19 protein-coding genes and 1 pseudogene are annotated in these 23,980 nt (G+C 69.3%); 9 read left to right on the forward strand and 11 right to left on the reverse strand.

The features are described 5' to 3' along the window. Positions 1–4: 4 nt before the first annotated feature. From AC0KUR_RS29240 to AC0KUR_RS29250, 3 genes are read right to left on the reverse strand one after another with little or no spacing between them, the layout of a single operon-like run. A complete protein-coding gene (locus tag AC0KUR_RS29240; RefSeq protein WP_034190733.1) occupies positions 5–1,216 on the reverse strand; it encodes a benzoate/H(+) symporter BenE family transporter in 1,212 nt (403 codons plus the stop codon). A gap of 58 nt (positions 1,217–1,274) precedes the next feature. After that, complete coding sequence (locus AC0KUR_RS29245; RefSeq protein WP_034190734.1) at positions 1,275–2,450, reverse strand: vWA domain-containing protein; 1,176 nt, start codon at positions 2,448–2,450, stop codon at positions 1,275–1,277. A 25-nt stretch (positions 2,451–2,475) separates the two neighbouring features. After that, complete coding sequence (locus tag AC0KUR_RS29250) at positions 2,476–3,318, reverse strand: AAA family ATPase (RefSeq protein ID WP_021158556.1); 843 nt, start codon at positions 3,316–3,318, stop codon at positions 2,476–2,478. A gap of 244 nt (positions 3,319–3,562) precedes the next feature. On the opposite strand from AC0KUR_RS29250, the gene AC0KUR_RS29255 reads away from it, so the two are divergent. Together AC0KUR_RS29255 and AC0KUR_RS29260 are read left to right on the forward strand one after the other, a co-directional pair. Continuing rightward, entirely contained in the window at positions 3,563–3,922 is a 360-nt protein-coding gene (locus AC0KUR_RS29255) for a c-type cytochrome (protein WP_011885616.1), read from the forward strand. Between the two features lie 40 nt (positions 3,923–3,962). Beyond that, positions 3,963–4,322, forward strand: coding sequence for a c-type cytochrome (locus AC0KUR_RS29260; RefSeq protein WP_034190735.1), 360 nt, complete (start codon positions 3,963–3,965; stop codon positions 4,320–4,322). A gap of 87 nt (positions 4,323–4,409) precedes the next feature. Here AC0KUR_RS29260 and AC0KUR_RS29265 read toward each other — a convergent pair whose 3' ends face one another. Then, positions 4,410–4,877, reverse strand: a complete 468-nt coding sequence (locus AC0KUR_RS29265; protein ID WP_376698792.1) for a DUF1841 family protein — start codon at positions 4,875–4,877, stop codon at positions 4,410–4,412. A 187-nt stretch (positions 4,878–5,064) separates the two neighbouring features. Here AC0KUR_RS29265 and AC0KUR_RS29270 point away from each other — a divergent pair, with 187 nt between their 5' ends. Next, on the forward strand, positions 5,065–5,994 hold the full coding sequence (locus tag AC0KUR_RS29270; RefSeq protein ID WP_200088507.1) for a DMT family transporter: 930 nt from the start codon (positions 5,065–5,067) through the stop codon (positions 5,992–5,994). Positions 5,995–6,074: 80 nt separating this feature from the next. Here the strand turns inward: AC0KUR_RS29270 and nth are convergent, their stop codons facing one another. Both nth and rsxB read right to left on the reverse strand, forming a co-directional pair. Beyond that, complete coding sequence (gene nth / locus AC0KUR_RS29275) at positions 6,075–6,719, reverse strand: endonuclease III (protein ID WP_034190738.1); 645 nt, start codon at positions 6,717–6,719, stop codon at positions 6,075–6,077. Beyond that, positions 6,716–7,729: an electron transport complex subunit RsxB gene (gene rsxB, locus AC0KUR_RS29280; protein WP_473376755.1), complete on the reverse strand. Its 1,014-nt coding sequence runs from the start codon at positions 7,727–7,729 to the stop codon at positions 6,716–6,718. The genes nth and rsxB overlap by 4 nt, the downstream gene beginning before the upstream one ends. 156 nt (positions 7,730–7,885) lie before the next feature. Here rsxB and AC0KUR_RS29285 point away from each other — a divergent pair, with 156 nt between their 5' ends. After that, positions 7,886–8,518: a TetR/AcrR family transcriptional regulator gene (locus AC0KUR_RS29285; RefSeq protein WP_049031880.1), complete on the forward strand. Its 633-nt coding sequence runs from the start codon at positions 7,886–7,888 to the stop codon at positions 8,516–8,518. Positions 8,519–8,599: 81 nt separating this feature from the next. Here AC0KUR_RS29285 and AC0KUR_RS29290 read toward each other — a convergent pair whose 3' ends face one another. Both AC0KUR_RS29290 and AC0KUR_RS29295 read right to left on the reverse strand, forming a co-directional pair. Next, on the reverse strand, positions 8,600–10,072 hold the full coding sequence (locus AC0KUR_RS29290) for a polyhydroxyalkanoate depolymerase (protein ID WP_034190741.1): 1,473 nt from the start codon (positions 10,070–10,072) through the stop codon (positions 8,600–8,602). Between the two features lie 233 nt (positions 10,073–10,305). After that, positions 10,306–12,135: a glycoside hydrolase family 15 protein gene (locus AC0KUR_RS29295; RefSeq protein WP_473376756.1), complete on the reverse strand. Its 1,830-nt coding sequence runs from the start codon at positions 12,133–12,135 to the stop codon at positions 10,306–10,308. A 164-nt stretch (positions 12,136–12,299) separates the two neighbouring features. On the opposite strand from AC0KUR_RS29295, the gene AC0KUR_RS29300 reads away from it, so the two are divergent. Continuing rightward, complete coding sequence (locus AC0KUR_RS29300) at positions 12,300–13,550, forward strand: lactonase family protein (RefSeq protein WP_124609477.1); 1,251 nt, start codon at positions 12,300–12,302, stop codon at positions 13,548–13,550. A gap of 110 nt (positions 13,551–13,660) precedes the next feature. On the opposite strand, the pseudogene AC0KUR_RS29305 reads toward AC0KUR_RS29300, so the two are convergent. Together AC0KUR_RS29305 and AC0KUR_RS29310 are read right to left on the reverse strand one after the other, a co-directional pair. After that, positions 13,661–15,664 (reverse strand): annotated as a pseudogene (locus AC0KUR_RS29305) (DNA translocase FtsK); the annotation flags it as partial. A 2,607-nt stretch (positions 15,665–18,271) separates the two neighbouring features. Beyond that, entirely contained in the window at positions 18,272–18,817 is a 546-nt protein-coding gene (locus AC0KUR_RS29310; protein WP_034190745.1) for an META domain-containing protein, read from the reverse strand. A gap of 213 nt (positions 18,818–19,030) precedes the next feature. On the opposite strand from AC0KUR_RS29310, the gene purT reads away from it, so the two are divergent. From purT to AC0KUR_RS29330, 4 genes are all read left to right on the forward strand, one after another. Next, entirely contained in the window at positions 19,031–20,245 is a 1,215-nt protein-coding gene (purT, locus tag AC0KUR_RS29315; RefSeq protein ID WP_069705573.1) for a formate-dependent phosphoribosylglycinamide formyltransferase, read from the forward strand. Between the two features lie 18 nt (positions 20,246–20,263). Continuing rightward, positions 20,264–20,449, forward strand: a complete 186-nt coding sequence (locus tag AC0KUR_RS29320) for a DUF6726 family protein (RefSeq protein ID WP_006497052.1) — start codon at positions 20,264–20,266, stop codon at positions 20,447–20,449. Between the two features lie 86 nt (positions 20,450–20,535). Next, a complete protein-coding gene (locus AC0KUR_RS29325) occupies positions 20,536–20,916 on the forward strand; it encodes an MliC family protein (protein ID WP_034190747.1) in 381 nt (126 codons plus the stop codon). A 465-nt stretch (positions 20,917–21,381) separates the two neighbouring features. Next, entirely contained in the window at positions 21,382–22,899 is a 1,518-nt protein-coding gene (locus AC0KUR_RS29330) for a DEAD/DEAH box helicase (RefSeq protein WP_473376757.1), read from the forward strand. A gap of 174 nt (positions 22,900–23,073) precedes the next feature. Here AC0KUR_RS29330 and gluQRS read toward each other — a convergent pair whose 3' ends face one another. Next, positions 23,074–23,967: a tRNA glutamyl-Q(34) synthetase GluQRS gene (gene gluQRS / locus AC0KUR_RS29335; RefSeq protein WP_473376758.1), complete on the reverse strand. Its 894-nt coding sequence runs from the start codon at positions 23,965–23,967 to the stop codon at positions 23,074–23,076. Positions 23,968–23,980: the final 13 nt, after the last annotated feature.

The following is a 23,980-nucleotide window of genomic DNA, read 5'->3' on the forward strand; positions in this document are numbered from 1 at the left end:
CGCGTCACGCGGGGCGCCGCGCGTTCAGGATCACCTGCGTGACGATCCCCGCGACGAGCCCCCAGAACGCCGAGCCGATCGACAGCAGCGTGAGGCCCGACGCGGTGACCATGAACGTGACGAGCGCGGCCTCGCGCTGCTTCACGTCCTGCATCGCGTTCGCGAGCCCGCTCATGATCGAGCCGAACAGCGCGAGCGCGGCGACCGATACCACGAGCGCCTTCGGCAGCGCCGCGAACAGCGCGGCGATCGTCGCGCCGAAGATGCCGGCGACCAGGTAGAACATGCCGCACCACACGGCGGCCGTGTAGCGCTTCGCGTGATCCTCGTGCGCTTCGGGGCCCGTACAGATCGCGGCCGTGATCGCCGCGAGGTTCACGCCGTGCGAGCCGAACGGCGCGAGCAGCAGCGACGCGAGGCCGGTCGTCGCGATCAGCGGCGACGACGGTGTCGGGTAGCCGTCCGCGCGCAGCACCGCGATGCCCGGCACGTTCTGCGACGCCATCGCGACGACGAACAGCGGAATGCCGATGCTGACGATCGACGCGATCGAGAGCGCGGGCATCGTGAACACCGGTTGCGCGAGCGCGATGTGGAAGCGGCTGAAGTCGAGCAGGCCGAGGCCGCCGGCCACCGCCGTGCCGACGATCAGCGTGGTCACGATCGCATAACGCGGCGCGAGCCGCTTGACGATCAGGTAGGTGAAGAACATCGCGAGCACGAGCGCGGTCTGGAACTGCGCGGCGCGAAAGATCTCGATGCCGATCTCGAACAGGATGCCCGCGAGCAGCGCGGCGGCGATGCCGGCCGGAATCCGGCGCATCAGCGTGTCGAACAGGCCGCTCATGCCGACGGCCGTCAGCAGCAGCGCGCACACGACGAACGCGCCGATCGCCTCGGCGTAGGGCACGCCGGGCAGCGACGCGATCAGCAGCGCGGCGCCGGGCGTCGACCACGCGACGACGACGGGCGCGCGAAACCGCAGCGACAGGCCGATCGTCGTCAGCGCCATGCCGATCGACAGCGCCCAGATCCACGACGAGATCTGCGCGTCGGTGAGGTGGGCGGCGCGGCCGGCCTGGAACATCAGCACGAGCGAACTCGTGTAGCCGGTCATCATCGCGACGAAGCCGGCGACGAGCGCCGACACGGACGTATCGGCGAAAAAGCGGCGGCCGCCGGCGCGGCTGGCGCTCGCGGTGGGCGAGGGATTCATGCTATCTCCGGGGGAGGCCGCTCGGACGCGGCCCTTGTTTGGTGCGAGTGGGGTGGCGTTACTTGCTGAGTGCGCGCATCGCGGTTTCGAGGCCCGCGAGCGTGAGCGGATACATGCGATGGCCGAGCAGGTCGCGGATCACCGCGACCGACTGCCGGTACTCCCATAGCCGCTCGGGCTCGGGGTTCAGCCATGCATGATGGGGGAACTGGTCGGCCAGCCGGCGCAGCCATACGGCGCCGGCCTCCGGGTTGTTGTATTCGACCGAGCCGCCGGGCTGCAGCACTTCGTACGGGCTCATCGTCGCGTCGCCGACGAAGATCAGCTTGTAGTCGGGCGTGAACTTGTGCAGCACGTCCCACGTCGCGGTGCGCTCCGAGTGGCGGCGGCGGTTGTTCTTCCACAGGTGGTCGTACACGCAGTTGTGGAAGTAGAAGAATTCGAGATGCTTGAATTCGGCCTTCGCGGCCGAGAACAGCTCTTCGGTGCGCTTGATGTGGTCGTCCATCGAGCCGCCGACGTCGAGCAGCATCAGCACCTTCACGTTGTTGTGGCGCTCGGGCACCATCCGCAGGTCGAGCCAGCCCGCGTTCGCGGCCGTGCTGCGGATCGTGCCGGGCAGGTCGAGCTCTTCCGCCGCGCCTTCGCGCGCGAAGCGGCGCAGCCGCCGCAGCGCGACCTTGATGTTGCGCGTGCCGATCTCGACCGAATCGTCGTAGTCGCGATAGGCGCGTGCCTCCCACACCTTCACCGCGGTGCGGTTGCCGTTCGACGGGCCGCCGATGCGCACGCCTTCGGGGTTGTAGCCGCCGTGCCCGAACGGCGACGTGCCGCCCGTGCCGATCCACTTGTTGCCGCCTTCGTGGCGTTCCTTCTGCTCGTCGAGCAGCGCCTTCAGCCGCTCCATCAGCTTGTCGAGCCCGCCCATCGCCTCGATCTGCGCCTTTTCCTCCGGCGACAGCTCGCGCTCGAGGCGCTTCTCGAGCCAGTCGAGCGGAATGTCGAACGCCTCGGACGGCAGCGCGGACACGCCGTGGAAATACGCGCCGAACGCCTGGTCGAACTTGTCGAAATACTGCTCGTCCTTGACGAGCGTCATCCGCGCGAGGAAGTAGAACGCGTCGATCGACGGCGAGATCAGCCCGGCCTTCAGCGATTCGAGCAGCGTCAGGTATTCCTTCACCGAGACGGGCAGCTTGGCTGCGCGCAGCGCGTAGAAGAAATTGAGCAGCATGGCCGGGCCTTCGCGGGTGAGTGGATTACCGGTTGTGCCGGTTCATGTAGACGAGCCGTTCGAGCAGGCTCAGATCCTGCTCGTTCTTCAGCAGCGCGCCCGCGAGCGGCGGCACGATCTGCTTCGCGTCCGCGCCGCGCAGCGCGTCGGCCGGGATGTTCTCGGCGAGCAGCAGCTTGAGCCAGTCGAGCAGCTCGGACGTCGACGGCTTCTTCTTCAGGCCCGACACGCCGCGCAATTCGAAGAAACTCTCGAGCGCCGCGCGCAGCAGCTCCTCGCGGATGTCGGGAAAGTGCACCGCGACGATCTTCTGCATCGTCGACGGGTCGGGAAACTGGATGTAGTGGAAGAAGCAGCGGCGCAGGAACGCGTCGGGCAGCTCCTTTTCGTTGTTCGACGTGATGATCACGAGCGGGCGGTGCTTCGCGCGCACCGTCTCGCGCGTCTCGTACACGTGGAATTCCATCCGGTCGAGCTCGCGCAGCAGGTCGTTCGGGAATTCGATGTCGGCCTTGTCGATCTCGTCGATCAGCAGCACGCTCGGATGCTCGGCGTCGAACGCCTGCCACAGCACGCCCTTCACGATGTAGTTCGAGATGTCCTTCACGCGCTCGTCGCCGAGCTGCGAATCGCGCAGCCGCGACACCGCGTCGTATTCGTACAGGCCCTGCTGCGCCTTGGTGGTCGACTTGATGTGCCACTGCAGCAGCGGCATGTCGAGCGCGGCGGCCACTTCCTCTGCGAGCATGGTCTTGCCGGTGCCGGGCTCGCCCTTGATCAGCAGCGGGCGTTGCAGCGTCAGCGCGGCATTGACCGCGAGCTTCAGATCGTCGGTGGCGACGTAGTGCGAGGACCCTTCGAAACGCATGGCGGCGCTCTTCTTCATCGGGAAAAAAACCCAGTATAAGTCAGAAGGGCTGTCCGGTTGGGCCGCGCCCGCGTATCGTTGCGGGGCTGTGGCGGGGCGAACGGGGGCGCCGTATGGACGCGTTCCCTGCCGACGCGGTACAATCTGGCCGTTTTTTTTGGCCTGCGTGGCGACCGACAAGCAAAACGGCGCGGGCCGTTGCCGCTTCGGCGCCAGTTTCCCCTCAAGCTAGGTTACAAGAGCTATGAACAAATTCGTCGGCAAACACGTCGTTGTCGCAGCGCTCGTGGCGCTCGCGGGCAGCGCGCAGGCGGCCGGTGTGGTCGGCAACCCGAAGGACGGGGCGAGCAAGGCCGCCATGTGTATCGGTTGCCACGGCATCCAGGACTACCGCGCGGCGTATCCGGAGGTCTACCGGGTGCCTGTCCTGGGCGGCCAGAACCAGCAATACCTCGAGAACGCGCTGAAGGCCTACCGCAAGAAGGATCGTCACTTCCCGTCGATGAATGCGATCGCCGGTTCGCTGACGGACCAGGACATCGCGGATCTGGCGGCCTACTACGCCGCCCAGAAGGCCGACACGAAGGACAATCCCTACAAGTAAAGCGCGCGCCGCCGATCTTCCCGGCGGGACAGGAGCATTCATGAACAACGCATTCAAGACGGCGGCGGTTGCACTGGCGGCCGGCCTCGCGATCGGTACCGCGCACGCAGCGGACATCTCGAAGGGCAAGGAACTGGTCGAGTCGCACAACTGCGCGGCCTGCCACGGCGCGCAGCTGAACAAGCCGATCAACGCCGAATATCCGCGCCTGGCCGGCCAGCACGCCGACTACCTCGTGTGGTCGATGCGCCAGTACCAGATGGGGCTGACGAACCCGCTGCTCGGCCGCAACAACGCGATCATGCAGGCCCAGGTGCAGAACCTGTCGGTCAGCGACATGAAGGACATCGCGGCCTACATCGAGTCGCTGAAGGAAACCGACCTCGTGTTCAAGAAGTAAGCGTGCCGGGCCTCGGCGGCCCGCGCAGCAAGCATGCCCCGCCTCGGCGGGGTATTTTTTTGTCCGCGATCGGGCCGGTCCCGGCGCTCAGTCGCGGGACGCGCGGCGCAGGATGCGCTGCAGGTACGCGTCGGTATCGGGCGGCGTGTTCGTGCGCTGCGCTTCCCAGATCGTTTCGCCGAGGCATTCCATGATCGCGTGTTGCGCGTCGTGGGTCGAGTCGAGCTTCGCGGCCAGCTTGTCGTGCGCGGCGCGGATGCCGGGCGGCTGGTCGATCGACAGCTGCTCGCTGATCGCGAGGTGCATCGACAGGTGCAGGAACGGGTTCGTCCGGCCTTCCTCGGGCGTGTAGTTGCGCGCGGCCGCGCCGTCGGCGTCGGCGAGTTCGTCGTGGTATTCGGGATGCTCGACGATCCAGTCGGCGGCCATCGCTTCCAGCGGCGTCAGGATCTCGCCCGCGCGCTGCTTGCGCCAGGTCTCGGTGAAAAAGCGACGCACGTCGTCGCGACTTGGATTGAACATGGTGGGGAAACGTCGTGATTCGGGCGGCCTCATGCCGCGTCGGGCATTGTACGCCGGGTCGGCGGACGGCGCTGGCGGCGCGGCGGTGCCGCCAGCACCGGTCGCGGCTGCCCCGCGCGGCGCGGCGGGCAAGCGCGGGCAAGCGCGGGCTAGGCGGGCGGCCGCCGCGCCGCTACACTCCGACGGTTCCTGCCCCGGCGCCTCGCTCGCCCGTTTCATCATGACCGCCACCGCCCGCCCGTCGTCCGCCGCCCTGCAGGGCGCGCTTTATGTCGCGCTATCCGCGGCCGCGTTCGGCGCGATGGCGATTTTCGGCCGCTACGCGTATGCGGCCGGTGTCGACGTGCTCGGGCTGCTGATCGTGCGCTTCGCGATCGGCGGCGCGGTGCTGGCCGCGATCGCGAAGCGCCGTCGCGTCGCCTGGCCGCGCGGACGCGCGCTCGTGCCGCTCGTCGCGATGGGCGCGCTCGGCTACGTCGGGCAGTCGTTCTGCTATTTCAGCGCGCTGCAGCACGCGCAGGCGAGCCTCGTCGCGCTGCTGCTGTACCTGTATCCGGCGTTCGTCACGCTGCTGGCCGCGTGGTGGCTGGGCGAGCGCCTGACGCGCGCGAAGGCCGTCGCGCTCGTGCTGTGCGTCGCGGGTTCCGCGCTGATGGTCGGCGGCGGGCATGGCGAGCCGCTCGGGATCGCGCTCGCGCTGGCGGCCGCGGTGATCTATTCGCTGTACATCGTCGGCGGCACGAAGGCGACGCGCGGCGTCGATCCGCTCGCGACGACGGCGATCATCTGCCTGTCGGCGACCGCCACGCTCGTGGTGATCGCCGTCGTGCGGACCGCCGCGTTCGGCGCGCCACCGCGCTGGCCCGCGACGAGCGGCGGCTGGGCGGCGATGCTCGCGATCGCGCTGGTGTCGACGGTTGCGGCCATGCTCGCGTTCTTCTCCGGGCTCGAACGGCTCGGGGCCGCGCGGACGTCGATGCTGTCGACGCTCGAGCCGGTCGTGACGGTCGCGCTCGCGGCGCTGCTGTTCGGGGAAGCGTTGTCGCCGCTGCAGTGGGCGGGCGGCGTCGCGATTCTGGCGGCGGTGCTGGCGCTCGTGCGCGCAGGCGGCGCGGCCGCCGACGATGCGACCGCGACGTCGAACGCGTAGTCGGGGAGGGGCGCGACGCGGGCGCCGCGTCGGCGCCTGCGGTGCCGGCCCGCATCGCGTGTCGCCGGCGGGCCTGACGCTTACTCGTTGGGCGGCGGCGTCTTCGGCCGGAATTCGCACAACGGCTCGATCGCGCAGTGCCAGCATTCGGGCTTGCGGGCCTTGCATACATAGCGCCCGTGCAGGATCAGCCAGTGATGCGCGTCCTGCAGGAATTCCTTCGGCGTGAACTTCTCGAGTGCGGTCTCGACGGCCCGCACGTCCTTGCCCGGCGCGAGCCCCGTGCGGTTCGCGACGCGGAAGATGTGCGTGTCGACCGCGATCGTCGGCTGGCCGAACGCAGTGTTCAGCACGACGTTCGCGGTCTTGCGGCCGACGCCCGGCAAGCCTTCGAGCGCTTCGCGATCGGCCGGCACCTCGCCGTCGTAGCGCTCGAGCAGGATCCGGCTCGTCGCGACCACGTTCTTCGCCTTGGTCCGGTACAGGCCGATCGTCTTGATGTACTCGGTGACGCCTTCCTCGCCAAGCGCGACGATTTGTCGCGGGGTGTTCGCGACCGGGAACATCTTCCGCATCGCCTTGTTGACCGATACGTCGGTCGCCTGCGCGGACAGCATCACGGCGATCAGCAACTCGAACGGCGTCGAGTATTCGAGTTCGGTGGTGGGATGCGGATTGAGGCTCTGCAGCGTTTCGTAGATCGCGCGTCGTTTGCTGGCGTTCATGGGGCGTTCTGGTCGGGCGGCGCGGATGGGCTGCCTGGGTCGTCGTTGCCTGCGTCGTTCGGTTGATCGTTGCCGCTTGCCGCCGCGGCGTCGGCGTCGCGCCGCGCCTGCTGTTCGACGAGCCGTTTGCGGCGCGCCTCGGCCGCGTCGATCTGGGCCTGGACGGCTGCGCTCACGCCTTCGGTGTTCTTCGGCCCGGCGCCTTGCCCGGACAATTCTTCCTTCTTCTTGCGCGCGCGTTCGAGCGCGGCGGCGATGATCGCGCGTTTCTTCGCTTCGGCGTCGTCGGCGGCCGGGGCGTCCGGGGCGTCCGGGGCGTCCGGCGGGGCCGCCGGGTGAGGGCCCGCGGCCGGCTTCGCGGCACTGGCCGCGCGGCGGGCGGCGGCGCGGGCCTCGGCGGCTTCGCGTTCGCGGCGCTGGCGTGCGAGCCGCAGGTCGTGGCGTTCGCGCGCGGCGTCGGCCTGCTCCTGCGACCACGCATCCCAGCCGGTGCGCTCACCCGTCACGGGCAGCATCGCGATGCAGTCGACCGGGCACGGCGGCACGCACAGATCGCAACCGGTGCACTGCGCTTCGATGATCGTGTGCATCTGCTTCGGCGCGCCGACGATCGCGTCGACCGGGCACGCCTGCATGCACAGCGTGCAACCGATGCACAGGCTTTCGTCGATGAAGGCGACCGCGCGCGGATGTTCGCTGCCATTGACGGGATTCAGCGGGATCACCGGCTTGCCGAGCAGGCCCGCGAGGCGCGCGATGCCTTCGGCGCCGCCGGGCGGGCACTGGTTGTAGTTCGCGTCGCCGGCGGCGATCGCCTCGGCGTACGGACGGCAGCCGTTATAGCCGCACTTCGTGCATTGCGTCTGGGGCAGCAGATCTTCGATGCGATCCGCGAGAGTTTTGGAATCGGTCACGGTGACAACGGGCGCAGCAGCGCCGAATGGCTCTCGGCCGTGCGGGGCGCGGCCGGAAAGGTTTGCCAAAGCTCGATTATCGCCGATTTCCCGCATTGCGCTGGACGCCGTCTGTGCGCATAATCGAACCGCTTTTTTGCAGGGGCTCAGCAGGAGGGCGGCCGCACGCGGCGCGCCCGTTCCAGGGCGGCCGGCGCCGAGGCGGTGGGGGTGCCGGTCCGGATCAAGCGGCTCACATAGCAAAACGCCACCATGAATCAGCCAAAAATCAAAAGAGATCCTGAAGGTACGCGCCGCCGCATCTTGATGGCGGCCGCCGAAGAGTTCGCGAGTGGAGGGCTGTTCGGCGCACGCGTCGACCAGATTGCGCGCCGGGCCGAAACCAACGAGCGCATGCTCTATTACTACTTCGGCAGCAAGGAACAGCTGTTCACGGCCGTGCTCGAACACGCGTTCTCCGCGCTGACCGAGGCCGAGCGCGTGCTCGATCTCGACGGCGTCGCGCCGGTCGAAGCCGTCACGCGGCTCGCGCATTTCGTTTGGGACTACTACCGCGACCATCCGGAGCTGCTCAGGCTCATCAACAACGAGAACCTGCACGAAGCGCGCTACCTGCACAAGTCGACGCGGATCCGCGAGATGATGTCGCCGATCGTCGCGAAGCTCGGCAACGTGCTGATGCGCGGCCAGAAGGCCGGGCTGTTCCGCGGCGACGTCGATCCGCTGCGCTTCTACGTGACGCTGTCGGGGCTCGGCTACTACATCGTGTCGAACCGCTTCACGCTCGCCGCGACGCTCGGTCGCGACTTCACCGATACCGACGAGCGCGCGGAGATGGTCCGGATGAACACCGAGGTGCTGCTCGCGTACCTGCTGCGGCGCTGACGTGCCGGCGAGCGGGCGCCGCATGTAAAAACGCCGCCGTGCGCAGGCAACGGCGGCGTTTTTGCGTCGGAACGCAGCGCGTCAGGCTGCCTTGCGCGTGCGGACGGTTTTTGCGCGCGGGGTTTCGGCGGCCCGCTTCGCGGCCGGTGCGGCCTTGGCGGGGGCGGCGGCCTTGGCCGGCGCCTTGGCGCGCGTGCGCTTCGCGACCGTGGCGCGTGTCGCCTCGGTCGGTGCGTTGGCGGCCGGCACGGCCGCGAGCGTCGTGGCCGCCGGCGCGTCCGGATGATCCTTCGTCGTGCCGTGTTTCGGCTCCGGCGCATGCTCGCGGATGAAGTCGCGCAGTTGCGGGTAGATGATCGTGCGCCAGCGGCGGCCGGAGAAGATCCCGTAGTGGCCGCATTTCTCGGCGGTCAGGGTGCGGCGATCGTCTTGCGGGATGCCCGTGCACAGCTCGTGCGCGACGTGCGTCTGGCCGCTGCCCGAGATGTCGTCGAGTTCGCCCTCGATCGTCATCAGCGCGGTGTGCTTGATGTCCTGCGGCCGCACGCGTTCGCCTTCGACGTCCCACGTGCCTTCCGCGAGCCGGAATTCCTGGAACACGACGCGGATCGTCTCGAGGTAATACTCGGCGGCCATGTCGAGCACCGCGTTGTACTCGTCGTAGAAGCGGCGGTGCGCCTCGGCGTCGTCCTCGTCACCGCGCAGCAGGCTCTGGTAGAAATCCCAATGCGATTGCGCGTGCCGTTCCGGGTTCATCGCGACGAAGCCCGTATGCTGCAGGAAGCCCGGATACACCTGGCGGCCTTCGCCCGGATAGTTCGCGGGCACCGTGTGGATCACGTTGTTCTCGAACCACGCGGTCGAGTGCTGCGTGGCGAGCGAGTTCACCGACGTCGGGCTGCGGCGCGCGTCGATCGGGCCGCCCATCATCGTCATCGTGAGCGGCGTATCCTCGCCGCGGCTCGCCATCAGCGAGATCGCCGCGAGCACCGGCACCGTCGGCTGGCACACCGAGATCACGTGCAGGTTGCGCGCGCCGATGTGACGGATGAAATCCTGGATGTACGCGATGTAGTCGTGCAGGTGGAACGGACCCGTCTCGACCGGCACCATCCGCGCGTCGATCCAGTCAGTGATGTAGACCTTGTGGTCCTGCAGCAGCGTGCGCACCGTGTCGCGCAGCAGCGTCGAGTGGTGGCCCGACAGCGGCGCGCAGACCAGCACGACCGGCTCGTCCTTCAGTTGCGTGACGGCGTCGGCGTCGTCCGAATAGCGCTTGAAGCGCAGCAGCCGGCAGAACGGCTTCTCGACGATCGTCTGCTCGACGATCGGGATGTTGTGGCCGTCCTTGACGATCTGATGAATGTTGAATTCGGGCTTCTCGTAATCCTTGCCGAGCCGGTACATCAGTTCGTACGCGGCGGCCATGCGCGGCGCGCCGGGCATCAGCGAGAACGGGCTGGACGGGTTGGCGAACGATTTGGACGCGGCCTGGGCCCAGGCCGTCAGCGGGCTCAGCATGGCGCGCTGGAATTCGTGCAATTGGTAAAGCATGCAGACTACTCCCGCGTGGGGGACGGAGCGCAAGGGCGGCGTGGGGCGTCGCGGCGTGCCGTGTGGGTCAGCGGCCGGCCATATTGCAGTGCGGCCGGACAATCGCGTCGATCATATCGGACAACGATGGGTGGTGCAATGCAACATTTCCCCGATTTTTCATCAAAATTTTGCGATTTGACGATCTCTGACCAAGCCGCCCGTGCCGCCGCCCGACACCCCGCCAACGTCCGTCAACGCCCGGTCGCCACGGCCGGCGCGGGCTGGCCGGCGGCCCGCGCCATCGCGTCCTCGTGGTGCATCAGGTTCATCGCGGTATGCACGAGCGCCACGTGCGAGAACGCCTGCGGGAAGTTGCCGACGAGCCGCCCGGCGACCGGGTCGTACTCCTCCGCGAGCAGCCCGAGGTCGTTCGACAGCGCGAGCAGCCGGCTGAACAGCCGGTGCGCGTCGTCGATCCGGCCGAGCAGCGCGTAGTTGTCGACCAGCCAGAAGCTGCACGCGAGAAACGTGCCTTCGCCGGGCGGCAGGCCGTCGTCGTACTCGGTCGTCCGGTAGCGCATCACGAGCCCGTCGTGCAGCAGTTCGCGCTCGATCGCCTCGACCGTGCCGACGATGCGCGGGTCTTCCGGCGGCAGGAAGCCGAGCAGCGGCATCAGCAGCACGCTCGCGTCGAGCTCGTCGCTGCCGTAGCTCTGCGCGAACGCCTGTTTGCCCGCGTGCCACGCGTTGGCGCAGACGTCGGCATGGATCCGCTCGCGCAGCGCGCGCCAGCGGTCGAGCGAGCCGGGCAGCCGGAACATTTCCGCAGACTTGATCGCGCGGTCGAACGCGACCCATGCCATCACCTTCGAGAACGTGAAATGCAGGCGGCCGCCGCGCGTTTCCCAAATCCCTTCGTCGGGTTCCTGCCAGATCTTCTCGAGATGGTCGAGCAGCGCGCACTGCACGGACCAGACCGTGTCGTCGGCCTGCAGGCCGCCCACGCGCGCGAGGTGCAGCGCGGCCATCACCTCGCCGAACACGTCGAGCTGAAGCTGGTTCGCGGCGCCGTTGCCGACGCGGACCGGCTTCGAATCCTGGTAGCCGGGCAGCCAGTCGAGCTCCATTTCCGGCAGCCGGCGCTCGCCGGCGATCCCGTACATGATCTGGATCTGCTCGGGCGAGCCGGCCATCACGCGGCCGAGCCACGTGCGCCACGCGCGCGCCTCGTCGTAGTAGCCGCCGCGCATCAGCGCGAGCAGCGTGATCGTCGCGTCGCGCAGCCAGCAGTAGCGGTAGTCCCAGTTGCGGTTGCCGCCGATCTTCTCGGGCAGCGACGTGGTCGGCGCCGCGACGATGCCGCCGGTCGGCTCGTACGCGAGCGCCTTCAGCGTGATCAGCGAGCGGCGCACGGCCGCCGCGTAGCGGCCCTGCACCTGGCAGCGGCCCGACCACTCGAGCCAGTAGTTCTCGGTCCTTGCGAGCATCGACAGCGGATCGCGCGCGGGCGGCAGCCGCATGTGCGACGCCGCGTAGCTGAGCGAGAACGGCACGCGCTGGTCGGCGCCGACCGTGAATTCCGCGAGCGTATGGAGATTCTTGCCGGTGAGCGGCACCGGCGTGCGCAGCACGACGGTGTCGGGGCCCGCGATCGCCTTCATGCCGTCCTCGCGAGTCAGTTGCGTGACCCACGGGATCGAGAAGCCGTAGTCGAAGCGCAACACGAGCTCCATGCGCATCTTCATCGTGCCGTGACGGCCGACGACGATCCGCACGAGTTCGGACCAGCCGTTGCCGGGCGGCATGAAGTCGATCACGGTGACGGCGCCGTCGGCGCTTTCGTAATCCGTTTCGAGAATCAGCGTGTCGCCGCGATAGCGGCGCGTGGTGTGCGTGACTGTGGCGTCGGCGGCAGGCGCAAGCAGCCAGCGGCCGTGCTCGGGGGTGCCGAGAAGTGCCGCGAAGCAGGCGCCCGAATCGAAGCGGGGCCAGCACAGCCAGTCGACGGAGCCGTCTTTCGAGATCAGCGCGGCCGTGTGGCCGTCGCCGACGAGGGCGTAGTCTTCGATCAGGGCAGGCATGGGCAGGCGGTCCTTGGGTATCGAGTTCACAATGCGGACGGCGGCGGCCGGGCTTCACGCCCGGGCGTCGCGCCCCGTATACTCGGCCGGGCGGCGGAGCGCATGAACGGCCGGCGTTTCGTCCTATCTCAACACTTGAAGCGACTCGATGCAAGGAGGATTCAATGCCCAACCGTTTACGCGAGCGTGACGCACACGCTTCGACACGAGGGTTCCCGCTTAGGCTCGCTCACTGGATGAAAGGTTTCGCGATCGTGCTTTCCCTGTCCGCGACCCATGCATTTGCGCAGCAATCGCCCGCACCGGCCGACGGCGTCTACAACCTGCTGGTCGGCACCTATACGGGCGGCGGCAGCGACGGGATCTATGTTTACCGCTTCGATACTAAAAATGGCAGCGTCGCGCCCGTATCGTCGGCGAAGACCGTGAATCCGTCGTATCTGTTGCCGAGCCGCGACGGTCGCACCGTCTACGCGGTCAACGAACTGCCCGGCGACGACGGGCCGGCGTCGCAGCGCGGCGGCGTCAGCGCGTTCCGCTTCGACGCGAAGACGGGCGCGCTGAGCTTCATCGACCGCGTGTCGTCGGAAGGGAACGATCCTTGCTATCTCGCGCTGTCGCCGGACGGCAAGTATCTCGTGACGGCCAACTACTCGGTCGCGAAGGATCCGGGCGGCAGCTTCGCGGTGTTTCCGCTGCGCGACGACGGTGCGCTCGGCGAGGCCGTGCTGGCCGTGCACCACGAAGGCACCGGGCCCGTGAAGGGCCGTCAGGACGGCGCGCACGTGCATTCGACGGTGTTTTCGCCGGACGGCCGCTACCTGTTCGTGCAGGATCTGGGCGCGGACAAGATCTACGGCTACCGCTACACGGTGGACGGCAGCCGCGGGCTGATCAGCCCGACCGACACGCGCTACACGCCGGTGAAGGCCGGCTCGGGCCCGCGTCACATGGTGTTCGGCGCCGACGGCCGGTTCGCGTACGTGACGAGCGAGCTCAACGCGTCGGTCGAGGTGCTCGGTTATCACGACGGCAAGCTGACGCCGGTCCAGACGGTGTCGATGACGGCGCCGGGCTTCAAGGGCAAGGTCGGGGGCGGCGCGATCCACCTGTCGCCGGACGGCCGCTTCCTGTACGCGAGCAACCGCGGCGACGCGAACGACCTCGTGATCTACGCGGTGAACCAGGCCGACGGCCGGCTCAAGCAGGTCGGCCGCCAGTCGAGCCTCGGCAAGACGCCGCGCGAGTTCCTGATCGATCCGACCGGCAAGTGGCTGATCGTCGGCAACCAGGACAGCGACACGTTCTACGTGTTCAGCCGCGATGTCGAAACGGGGCAGCTCGGCGCGAATCCGCAGAAGGTCGCGGTCGGCAAGCCGGTCGATTTCAAACTGGTGCCGGTGCAGTCGATGTAAACGCGGTAAATGAAACGGGCGCTGCGGACGCAGCGCCCGTTTTTTTCGGTGCGCCCGGTTTCCCGGTGCGCCCGTATCGGTCGACGGCGGCCGTTCGGCCGCCGCCGCGCTCAGTCGGCCGCGGCCGGCACCAGCACCTCGCGGCTGCCGTTGATGCCCATCGCCGACACGAGCCCGGCCGCTTCCATCTGCTCGACGAGGCGTGCCGCGCGGTTGTAGCCGATGCGCAGCTGCCGCTGCACCGACGAGATCGACGCGCGCCGCGTGCGCACGACGAACGCGACGGCTTCGTCGTACAGCGGATCGGCTTCCGCGTCCGGCGCTTCGCCGAACAGGTCCTGCGTCGCGCCGTCGGCGGCCGGGCCGTCGAGGATGCCTTCCTCGTACTGCGGCTCGCCGAACTGCTTCAGATACTCGACGATCCGATGCACTTCCTCGTCGGCGACGAACGCGCCGTGCACGCGCTGCGGATAACCGGTGCCCGGCGGCAGGAACAGCATGTCGCCCATCCCGAGCAGCGACTCCGCGCCCATCTGGTCGAGGATCGTGCGCGAGTCGATCTTCGACGACACCTGGAACGCGACGCGCGTCGGGATGTTCGCCTTGATCAGGCCGGTGATCACGTCGACGGACGGGCGCTGCGTCGCGAGGATCAGGTGGATGCCGGCCGCGCGCGCCTTCTGCGCGAGGCGCGCGATCAGCTCCTCGATCTTCTTGCCGGCGACCATCATCAGGTCGGCCAGCTCGTCGATGACGACGACGATCAGCGGCAGCTTCGACAGCGGCTCGGGATCCTCGGGCGTCAGCGAGAACGGGTTGCCGATCTTCTTTTCCTTCGCTTCCGCATCGCGGATCTTCTGGTTGAAACCCGCGAGGTTGCGCACGCCGACAGCCGACATCAGCCGGTAGCGCTTCTCCATTTCGCCGACGCACCAGTTCAGCGCGTTCGCCGCGAGCTTCATGTCGGTGACGACCGGCGCGAGCAGGTGCGGGATGCCTTCGTAGACGGACAGCTCCAGCATCTTCGGGTCGATCATGATGAGCCGTACGTCTTCCGGCGTCGCCTTGTACAGCAGCGACAGGATCATCGCGTTGATCGCGACCGACTTGCCCGAACCCGTCGTGCCGGCGACGAGCATGTGCGGCGCCTTCGCGAGATCCGTGACGACCGGGCGGCCCGTGATGTCCTTGCCCATCGCGATCGTCAGTTGCGATTGCGAATGCTGATACTCGCGCGACGCGAGGATTTCCGACAGGCGGATCATCTGGCGCTTCGCGTTCGGCAGCTCGAGGCCCATGCAGGTCTTGCCGGGAATCGTCTCGACGACGCGGATCGACGTGAGGCCGAGGCCGCGCGACAGATCCTTCATCAGCCCGACGATCTGGCTGCCGCGCACGCCGAGCGCCGGCTCGATCTCGAAGCGCGTGATCACGGGGCCGGCCGAGGCGCCGACCACCGTCACCGGCACCTTGAATTCCTGCAGCCGCTGTTCGATCACCTGGGCCGTTTGCGCGAGGTGTTCCTCGGTGATCGTTTCGACGTCGTCGGATGCGGGCTCGAGCAGGTCGAGCGTCGGCAGTTCGACGCTGAACGACGCGGGTGCGTGGAATTCGAACGCGTTCGGGCGCGGCTGGCGCACGGGGGCGTCGGGGGCCGCGGTGTCGGTTGCGGCCGGCTCGGCCGTCACGGCGGCGGTTGCGCCGGTCGGCGCAGCAACGATCGCTGCCGGCACTGACAGGCTCGCGCCCGGGAGCGGGGCGGCCGGTTGCGGCGCCGCGGACACGTCGTTCGACACGGACCAGCTTGCCGGCGACGCGGCGGGGGCGGGCGCCGTCGTGAACGTCGTGGCGGCGGCCGGCGTGGCAGCGACCGACGGAGTCGGCGACGCGGCCGCTGCACCGATGGAGGCGAGCGATCCGACCGCAGCGGAAGCGGCCGGCGGCACGGGAAGGCGGGTTGCCGGTTGCGCGGCGGTTGCGCCGAACGAGCCGGAGCCGTCGATTGCCGTGCCGCTCGACGAGGTTGCCGTGCCGGCCTGATGCGCCGGTGTCGGCACGGACGGTTGTGCCGCAAGCGGGGCGGACGTGAAACTCACGGGTGCCGGTGCCGCGGGCGCTTGCGCGGCCGAACCCGGCGCGCCGGTCGTCGACGGTGCCGCGGCGGGCGTGGCGGTTGTCTCGGGCATCGATGCGCGGACGAACGCACCGTAGCTCATGTCCGGGACACCGATCGGCGCTGCCGGCGCAACGGAGGCGCCGGTCGATGCCGATACGGCCGGTTGCGACGGCGAAACCGATGCCGATGCCGTGCCGGTCATGCCGGCCGTCGATGGTGTCGCGGCGGGTATGGCGGTGACGGGCGCAACACCCGAAGCGGAGGCAGGTACCGGTGCGGTCGAACCGAGGGCCGTGCCGACGAACGGCGACGCAGCCGCGGCAGAAGCGGTCGGTGCTGCGGCAAACGGTTGAATCGTCGGCGATTCAGGCAATTCCGCGGAAGCCGCCGCGGGTGTCGTTGCGGGTTGCACCGGCGGCGCCCAATGCGTGACGGGCGTGCTGCCTTCAGCGATGGCCGACAGCGATGCACTACGTTCCGCCCCTGCCGGTTGGGCGGCCTCCGGAACGAGGTTCGATGCAGGGCGTGCCGACGTTGCCGCAATCGGCGTCGTTCCGGTCATGGCGCGTGCCGATGTCGCGGCGATCGACGAAGAGGGGAGCGCCGCGAACGGCGCGATGCCACCGGCGGGCTTCAGGTCGTCATGTGCGTCATCGACACCCGGTGGCAGGTAAGCCGATGCAGGGCGTTCGATCGCCGGGGCGGCGGTACCGGAGAATGCTGCCGGATTGCGTGCGGGGGCTTCGTCGACCGCTGCTTCGTCAGCTTGTTGCGCGAAGGCGGCGTGGGCCGGCTCCGGTTGCGTTGCGTCTGCCGGTGATTCAGCGATCGGATGCGCGGGCGATGCTTCGAACGAGGAAACCGACGGGCGGCCGAGGTCCTCCCACGGCGCGAGATTGACCGGGGCGTCGAACGACGGCGCCGGCGGGATCCCATGTGCAGGTGCAGGTGCGTGTGCGGCGGGCGCAGCGTCGACGTGACGGATGTCATCGTCGGTTTGATGCGACGACACGGCATCGTCGCTGCCGGCGCCCGTGTCAGCATTCGGCAGCGCGTGCGGTGCGGCGCCGTTGAGCGCCGGGGTGGCCCAATCGGCAATCGTCGCGGGGATGCCGGGCTCCGCCGGCATGAACGCATCCAGCACGATCGGCGCGCTGTCGTCGCGTGCGGGCGCGGCATCGTGCTGGACCCGAGCACCAGTGTCACGGGCCGCGATACCGTGCGTTGCCGAAACGAATGCGTTCGACACGGGCGCCGCTGCCGGCGCGGCGACGCTGCCTGCTGTCGCAGCCATTCCAGCCGCGGCTGCGGCGGCCGTCGCGGCGTGCGTCGCATCGGTCGACTGTGCGCCGCCGAGCGTGGCCCATTGCGCGGTGCTGGCTTCGATCGAACGCAGCGTGTCGTGAACGCTCGGCGCCGGCGTGATCGGCGTCGCAGGTTTTTCAGTCCAGGCATAGAGCGGCGCGCGCGCCGGCGTCGGCGGCACCGGACGGCGTCGCGTCGTGTCCGGCGACACGCCGGCTGCGGCCGTTCCCGCGACCGGGCGTGCCGGCGGACGCTGCGGTGGCGCGGCGGCCGGGCGCGGCGTGACCGTCGCACGCGGTGGCGTCTGTTTCAGCGCGGCGGTGGCCGGTCGCACGGCAGTCGGCCGCGGCCGGACGGGTTCGAATCCGACAGGAAGCGGGGCTGGATCGGGGCGCGGCACTTGCGAGTTGGCTGCCGCGCGTGCGAGGCTCGCGGTGCTGCCGGTCGTCGGCGGCGGCATCGCGCCGGCCGGAATCGGCGCGGCGGGCGCCACCGGCGTGCGCTGCGGCACGGTCGGCTTCAGCCAGCCCGACGGCGCGACGGGTTCCGTGTGCGGCCGCGGCGGCGTCTTGCCGCGCGGCTTCGGCCGCGCCTGCGGATCGGGTTTCCACAGCGTCGGGCGTGAATACCGGCCGTTCTGGCGCGGCGCCATCGAGTTGACGGTATGCGCGGTGGTTGGCTGCACGAGGTCGTCGTCGCGATGCAGCGCGCTGCGCGGCAGGTCGGCGATCCCGCGCGCGTCGTCGTCGTCGCCGTCGCGCGACAGCTTGACGCCGAACGACGTGTCGACCCACGCGGCGAACTGCCGCCAGCCGATGCCGGTCAGCCAGGGCAACCCGGCGAAGAACAGGACGACCATCGCGACCGGCGTGCCGATCGGACCGAGTACGTGCGCGAAGCCCGCCGAGAACGCATGGCCGAGCGCGTTCGTGTCCGGGCCCGACAGCGGGCTCGTCAGCGTGCAGCTCGCGACGAATACCGCGACGAAGCCGAGCCACAGGCGGATCGAGCCGCGGCCGGCGAGCCCGCCGCCGCCGGGCAGCATCGCCTGCACGAGACGCCAGAAGAGAAGGAGGAACCAGACGGCGGAGATGCCGAACCAGCCGAAGACTACCGTGTGCATGCTTTGAAACAGGAGTAGGGAGGGGCGCGCGAGGCGCGACCCGCCGAGTTTAACCGGCCGGCGAACAAGATTCCCGGGCGACGTGAATTCGGTTCACGCCGTGCGGCGCGTGCGGCCGGCACACGCGCGCGACACGCGACGCGAAGGCGGTCGGCCAGCCTTCGCGTGCGTGATGCATCAAGGGCTCCGGTGCGTGAAAACGAGCGTTGCGCCGGCGCTGGTCACGATCTGCAATTGCTGCGGCTCGCGCATCTGCACGCCGGTCTTGTCGACGTGCGCAAGCGCGTCGAGGTACGCGCGCTCGAGCTGGCCGCCGAGCGAATTCGGGCAGGCCATCCGCGTGCCGGCGAGCGGTCCGAAGCTCAGCAGGCCGTTCTTGATCGCGTAGGTGCCCGTGTAGCGGTTGCAGCCCGAGAACCCGCTGGCGCGCCGGATGCCCGACTCGGTCGACAGCGCGAGCTTGATCGGCTCGCCGTTGTCGCCGTGCGGGATCGCGCGCGGCGTGCCGTCGGCATTCGTCCAGCTGGTGAGTTCCCAGCTCGTGTCGTCGAGCAGCTGGACGGCGGCCGGGTTGTACGGGTCGGGCGCGGGGGCGGCGGAATCGGGATGGGTCGGCATCGCGCAGGCGGCGAGAAGCGTGGCAAGCGTCAACGCGCAGAGCGGCGCGCGCAACGGGCGAAGCAGGCCGGTGCGTGCGCGTGCGGCGGCGGACAGGTGGGACATGAGCCTCGTTCCTCATCGGATTCTGATCAAGGCGTAAGAGTAACGCACCCGCCCCGCGGCAGGCGAGCCGACACTTCACGCATGAAAACGTTCGCAGCGTGCCTGCGCGTCGTGCGCGGTCGGGCGCCGGCGCGTCGAAACGCCTCAAACCGGCGTCATCGCGCGTGTTAACATCGGAGCCGTTTTCGTCCTCCACCAGAAGCGGGAAATCACATGCAGATCGGTCAGCGGCTCGGTACGCCGCTTTCACCCTCGGCCACGCGCGTCATGCTGCTCGGCGCCGGCGAGCTCGGCAAGGAAGTCATCATCGCGTTGCAGCGTCTCGGTGTCGAAGTCATCGCGGTCGACCGCTATCCGGACGCGCCGGGCCATCAGGTCGCGCATCGCGCGCACGTGATCGACATGACGGACGCCGCCGCGCTGCGTGCGATCGTCGAGGCCGAGCGTCCGCACCTGATCGTGCCGGAGATCGAGGCGATCGCCACCGACGCGCTCGCGGCGATCGAGACGGCCGGTCTTGCCGAGGTGATCCCGACCGCGCGCGCGACACAGCTCACGATGAATCGCGAAGGGATCCGCCGGCTCGCGGCCGAGGAGCTCGGCCTGCCGACGTCGCCGTATGCGTTCGCGGATTCGTTCGAGGCCTTCAGCGCGGCGGTCGCGAAGATCGGCATGCCATGCGTCGTGAAGCCCGTGATGTCGTCGTCGGGCAAGGGGCAGTCGGTCGTGAAGACCGACGCCGACGTGAAGGCCGCGTGGGACTACGCGATGGCGGGCGGGCGCGTGAACCACGGCCGCGTGATCGTCGAGGGCTTCATCGATTTCGACTACGAGATCACGCAGCTGACCGTGCGCGCGATCGACCCGGCGACGCTCGCCACGCGCACCTACTTCTGCGAGCCGGTCGGCCACGTGCAGGTCGCGGGCGACTACGTCGAATCGTGGCAGCCGCAGCCGATGAGCGCGGTGGCGCTCGAGAAGTCGCGCGAGATCGCGCACAAGGTCACCGAGGCGCTCGGCGGGCGCGGGCTGTTCGGCGTCGAGCTGTTCGTGCGCGGCGACGACGTGTGGTTCTCGGAAGTGAGTCCGCGGCCGCACGATACGGGCCTCGTCACGCTCGCGTCGCAGCGCCAGTCGGAATTCGAGCTGCATGCGCGCGCGATTCTCGGGCTGCCGGTCGATCCGGCGCTCGGGACCCCGGCCGCGTCGGCCGTGATCTACGGCGGGCTCGACGAGCGCGGGATCGCGTTCGAAGGCGTACGCGACGCGCTCGCGGTGCCGGGCGCGGACCTGCGCCTGTTCGGCAAGCCGGAAAGTTTTGCGAAGCGGCGCATGGGCGTCGCGCTGGCGACCGGCGCGACCGTCGACGAAGCCCGCGAACGCGCGAAGCGCGCCGCCGCGGCCGTCCGGCCCGTGTCGGCCCGCTGACGGAACGAGGAGAGGGCGATGGCGTCGAGGTGGTTGCGTATCGGCAAGCTGGGCGCCGCGCTGGCGCTCGTCGCGAGTCTCGCGGGTTGCGGCCTCGCGGCCGCGCCGTGCCGGGTGGCTTCGGCCGGGCTCAAGATCGTGCCGCTCGTCGGCCACGTCGCGGCGGCGCCGACCGACGCGTGCGCCGACGTCATCGATCCCTGATCCCCGCCAGCCGGGGCGATCGCCCGTCAACAGTAATCGCGCGCTCCGGGAGGGCGCGCTTCCACCCGTCTCGTGAGAGGACCTGCATGATTCGCCACACCCTTGCCGCGCTCGCGCTTGCGGGCACTGCCGTTTCCGTCGCGCACGCCGCGCAGCTGACCGTCGAGGAAATCGATGCCGATGCACGCCAGCAGGCCGTCTACCAGTGCGCGAACCAGAAGCAGCCCGTGCGCGTGTCGTACTGGCTCGCGGGCAACGGCCAGAGCTTCGCGCTCGTGCCGGTCAACGGGAAGCAGATGCTGTTCGTCGACACCGTGTCGGCGTCGGGCGCGCGCTACCAGGCCGGCCGCTATACGTGGTGGACGAAGGGCAAGGAAGCGACGCTGCGCGACGAGATCGCCGACCCGAATTCGCCGCCGCTGCTGGGCGATTGCGCGCAGGTCGAGAAGAAAAAGAAGAAGGGCTGAGCGCCGGGCGCGGTCGCGGACCGTACGCGCCGCTCGCATCGACCGGCTGCCGGGCCTGGCCGCCCGTTCGCCCGTTCCGCGGGCAGGCGGCGGGCCTCCGGACGCGACACTCCGCGATCAGTCCCCTGATATTGCCGCCGGCCGATCGGGATAGCCCGAGCGGGCCGTCCGTCGCCCCGCGCGGGCCTGTACCGGCCGGCCGCGCGAACCGCCGGTGCGGCCGTTCGCGGCGTTGTCACGGACAGACGGCCGCACAGTGCTACAATACGGCCCTTTCCGCCGGCATTCGCGCCGAACGGAGTCCGCACGGCCTGGCGTCCAGCGTTCGCATTGAACCGGTCCCAAGCGCCAGAGCGGCGCCGCGCGGCGCGCCGCGGCTCCGTCTATTTCCGAATTGTGATGAGCGCAGGCCCGGCCGGCCTGACGCACGATGTCCCCGCCGCGCCTTTTGAGCGAAACGCCACCATGTCCGATTCTGTCGCCAAGCCCGTCGACGCAACCTTCGACCAATTCGGCCTTGCCGCCGATATCCTGAAAGCCATTGCGGAGCAGGGTTATACGACGCCGACGCCGATCCAGGCGCAGGCCATTCCGGTCGTGCTCGCCGGCCGCGACGTCATGGGCGCCGCGCAAACGGGCACCGGCAAGACCGCGAGCTTCTCGCTGCCGATCATCCAGCGCCTGCTGCCGCAGGCCAACACGAGCGCGTCACCGGCGCGCCACCCCGTGCGTGCGCTGATCCTCACGCCGACCCGCGAACTCGCCGACCAGGTCGCCGCGAACGTGCACGCGTATGCGAAGCACACGCCGCTGCGCAGCGCGGTCGTGTTCGGCGGCGTCGACATGAACCCGCAGTCGGCGGAGCTGCGCCGCGGCGTCGAGATCCTGATCGCGACACCGGGCCGCCTGCTCGACCACGTGCAGCAGAAGACCGCGAACCTCGGCCAGGTGCAGATCCTCGTGCTCGACGAAGCCGACCGGATGCTCGACATGGGCTTCCTGCCCGATCTGCAGCGCATCCTGAACCTGCTGCCGAAGGAGCGCCAGACGCTGCTGTTCTCGGCCACGTTCTCGCCTGAAATCAAGAAGCTCGCGTCGACCTACCTGCGCAGCCCGCAGACGATCGAGGTCGCGCGCAGCAACTCGACGAACGCGAACGTCACGCAGATCGTCTACGACGTCGCCGAAGGCGACAAGCAGGCGGCCGTCGTGCAGTTGCTGCGCGATCGCGGCCTGAAACAGGTGATCGTGTTCTGCAACAGCAAGATCGGCGCGAGCCGCCTGGCGCGCAATCTCGAGCGCGACGGTGTCGTCGCGTCGGCGATTCACGGCGACAAGACGCAGATCGAGCGGATGCAGGCACTCGACGCGTTCAAGCGCGGCGAGATCGAGGCACTGGTCGCGACCGACGTGGCCGCGCGCGGCCTCGACATCGCCGAGCTGCCGGCCGTGATCAACTTCGACCTGCCGTTCAGCGCGGAAGACTACGTGCACCGGATCGGCCGCACCGGCCGCGCGGGCGCGACGGGCGATGCGCTGTCGCTGTGCAGCCCGAACGAGCGCAAGCAGCTTGCCGATATCGAGAAGCTGATCAAGCGTCCGCTCGACGTGCAGACGCTCACGCTCGACAAGCCGGCGCGCCATCGTCACGACGACCGCGGCGGCGAGCGCGGCGGCGAGCGCGGTGGTGACCGTGGCGGCGATCGCAACAGCGAACGCGGTGGCGAACGAGGCGGCCGTCGCGATCGCGACGAGCATCGCGGCGCATCGGGGCGCCGGTCGGGCGGTTCCGAGCGCGGCGGTCATCACCGTCGCCACGAAGCGCCGGTCGATGATTTCTTCCTGAAGCCGTATGAGCCGTCGGCGCCGGCGAAGCAGGCGGACGACGCACAACCCGCGCAACAGCCCGAGAAGAAAGGGCCGAAGCGTCAGGTTGCGGCGTTGCTCGGCGGGTTCGGGATGCCGCGCAAGCCGTCGGCGTAAGGTCGGCGGAAGGCAGGGGCGGCGCGCGAGCGCTGCCGGACGAGCGGGTGCATGCGACAAGCATGTGCCCGTTTTTCATTGGGGGTGCGGCTGGGGGATCGTGGCGCGGCAGGCGACGCATCCGTCATGGGGCGCCGGCCGCGATTGCCGCGAAGCCGGCTCGCTGCACGCGCGTCAGCCGGCCCGCGGGCCGAAGCGCCGCGCCCACGCTGCCGTCGCGGCCGCGTAGAACGCCTCCAGCGTCGCGCCGGGCAGCGCACCGTTGGGCGCGAGGCCCAGGTGCGCTGCCGCGGCCTGCAGCGCGGGCAGCGGGGCGGCGCGTTCGAGCGCGGTCGCGCCCGTCTGCTTGCTGAGTTTCTCGCCGTTTGCATCGACGACGACGGGCACGTGCAGATACCGTGGCGTTGGCACCCCGAGGCAGTGTTGCAGATGGATCTGGCGCGCGGTCGAATCGAGCAGGTCGGCGCCGCGCACGACATGCGTGATACACGCGGCGGCGTCGTCGACGACGACCGCGAGCTGATAGGCCCATTGGCCGTCCGCGCGCTTCAGCACGAAATCGCCGACTTCGGTCGCGAGGTTCTGCGATTGCGTGTGCTGCCAGCGGTCGTCGAACGCGACGATCGCGTCGCCGCCGTCCGGCACGCGCAGCCGCCACGCGCGCGCGAGCTTGCCGTGCAGGCCGGTGCGGCACGTGCCCGGGTACGCGAGCGTCGTGTGGCGTTCGTGCGCGGCACGCAGCGAATCGGCGATTTCCTTGCGCGTGCAGCCGCACGGATAGACGAGCCCTGCCGCGACGAGCTGTTCGAGCGCGGCCGTGTAGGCCGCGTCGCGCGTGCTTTGCCACACGGGCGGTTCGTCGGGCGTCATGCCGAAATGCGCGAGCGTCGCGAGGATGTCGTCGGCCGCGCCGGGTACCGTGCGCGGACCGTCGAGATCCTCGATGCGCACGAGCCACGCGCCGCCGTGCGCGCGTGCGTCGAGCCAGCTCGCGAGCGCGCCGACCAGCGAGCCGAAGTGCAGCGGGCCGGTGGGCGACGGCGCGAAGCGGCCGCGATAGTCGTTCATCGGAACGCCGGTT

This window comes from Burkholderia sp. YHN3-13 (assembly GCF_055810675.1).